Below are 2236 nucleotides of genomic sequence, written 5' to 3'. Positions count from 1 at the left end.
TGCCATTCAAATACATGCCTGTATCCAAGATGGGAAATTGCTTACATTTACAGGATGTATCTGACCCTGCATTTGATTGCCCTATAGCCATCGGCTTGTCTATGATCCCCGCTCACCAAGAGACGGGAGGCCGCCCCCAGGGCGGTTCATACAATGACACGCCGAGTCACCATCCATACGCCATTGGGCGATGAACTGCATTTCCGTGAATTGCGCGGCCAGGAAAACATCAGCCAGCTCTTCAGCCTCGATGTGGAAATGCTCAGCGAAAACGAAAGCATCGATCCCAAGGCCCTATTGGGCAAAAACGCCACCATAGAAATTGAAACCCAGGGCGGCGGCAGGCGCTTCATCGACGGCATCGTCACCCGCTTCGGCATGCAGGGCCAGGACCACCGCCACTACGCCTACAAGGCGCGCCTGAGCCCCTGGCTGTGGCTGGCCACGCGCAAGAGCGACTTTCGCATCTTCCAGAACCTCAACGTGCCCGACATCGTCGAGCAGGTATTGGGCGTCTATGGCCATCCAATGCAAAGGAAACTCACGCGCGCCTATCGCAGTTGGGATTACTGCGTGCAATACAACGAAAGCGATTGCGACTTCGTCTCGCGATTGATGGAACACGAAGGCATCTACTATTTCTTCGAGCACGCATCGGGCCAGCACACCCTGGTGCTGTGCGACGACATCATTGCCTCGCATGGCGCATTGCCCGGTGGTGAATCCATTCCCTTCTATCCCCCGGAAAAAGCCGCCGCAGGCGACCAGGAAAACATCCACGCCTGGCAGCTGGAGCAGGAAATCAAGCCGGGCCGCCATTACATCGACGACTACGACTTCAAAAAGCCCCGGGCCGAACTGTCCCACATGCGCCGCGATCCACCGGGCCATGCGCACGACGGCCATGAAACCTACGAATGGCCGGGCGGCTACACGGAGTACGGCGATGGAGATGCCTACATCCGCGTGCGCCTGAAGCAAGGCCTCACGGGCCACAGCCGGGTGCGGGGCCAGTCCTGCCACCGGGCGCTGGCCACGGGCTACACCTTCAGCCTCTACAACTACCCGCGTGGTGACCAGAACCGGCAGTACCTGATCACTGGCCTGAGCTACCACCTCAAGGAGAACCCCCGCGTCAGCGCTGTGGCCCCGGGCGCCAAGGGCAGCGCCGCCGAAGACGGCTCCTTCCAGCGCTACGAACTGCAGGCTCAGCCCACCAGCCTGGCCTTCACGCCGCCGCGCACCACGCCCAAGCCGCGCACCACGGGCCCGCAGACTGCCGTCGTCGTGGGTCCGGCCGGAGAAGAAATCTGGACCGACGAATACGGCCGCATCAAGGTGCAGTTCCACTGGGACCGGCTGGGCAGCAAGGACCAGAACTCCAGCTGCTGGATCCGCGTGGCCACCAACTGGGCAGGACCAGGCTTTGGCGCCATCTCCATCCCGCGCATAGGGCACGAGGTGGTGGTGGACTTCCTCAACGGCGACCCGGACTATCCGCTGGTCACGGGCTGCGTCTACAACGCGGCCAACATGCCGCCCTGGGCGCTGCCGGCCAACGCCACGCAATCGGGCATCAAGACCCGATCGAGCAAGGGCGGTGCCGCAGGCGCGGGCATGAAGAACGGCCCGGGCGACGCCAACGCCATCCGCTTCGAGGACAAGGCGGGCGCCGAACAGCTGTGGCTGCATGCGCAAAAGGACCAGCTCACCGAAGTCGAGAACGACGAAGACAAATGGGTGGGCAACGACCGGCGCAAGACGGTAGACCGGGACGAGACCAATGTCATCCACCGCGACCGCACCGAGACCGTGGACCGTGACGAGACCATCACCGTGCACAACAACCGCACGGAGCGGGTGGACCACGACGAGAAGATCAGCATCGGCGACAACCGCAATGAAGACGTTGGCATCGACGAGAACATCTCCATCGGCAAGAACCGCAGCAAGACCATCGGCAAGACCGAGACCGACAAGATAGGCCAGAACTGGCACGTCACGGTCGGCCTGCTCAAGACCCAGACCATAGGCATGGCCTACATGCAGAACGTGGGTGGGATGAAGATGATGAACATCGGCGTCAACTACATGGAAAACATCGGCGTGGCCATGCAGACCCATGTGGGCATGAACCAGAGCCTCACCGTGGGGCAGGAGCGCCAGGTCAAGGTCGGCAGCAAGCAAAGCACCGAAGTGGGCTCGCAGTACTCGCTGACCGTGGGCGGTGGTGGCG

The 2236-nt window shown here is 61.8% G+C and carries 1 protein-coding gene; it reads left to right on the top strand.

From position 1 onward, the window contains the following. Positions 1-153: 153 nt before the first annotated feature. Positions 154-2236, top strand: a 2083-nt coding sequence (locus tag GRX31_RS30310) for a type VI secretion system Vgr family protein (RefSeq protein WP_160856247.1), incomplete at its 3' end; no start/stop codon positions are given.

Origin of the sequence: Delftia sp. CH05 (assembly GCF_009827015.1) — a bacterium.
Lineage (GTDB): Bacteria > Pseudomonadota > Gammaproteobacteria > Burkholderiales > Burkholderiaceae_C > Comamonas > Comamonas tsuruhatensis.
This window is presented reverse-complemented; position numbering and strand designations above follow the sequence as displayed.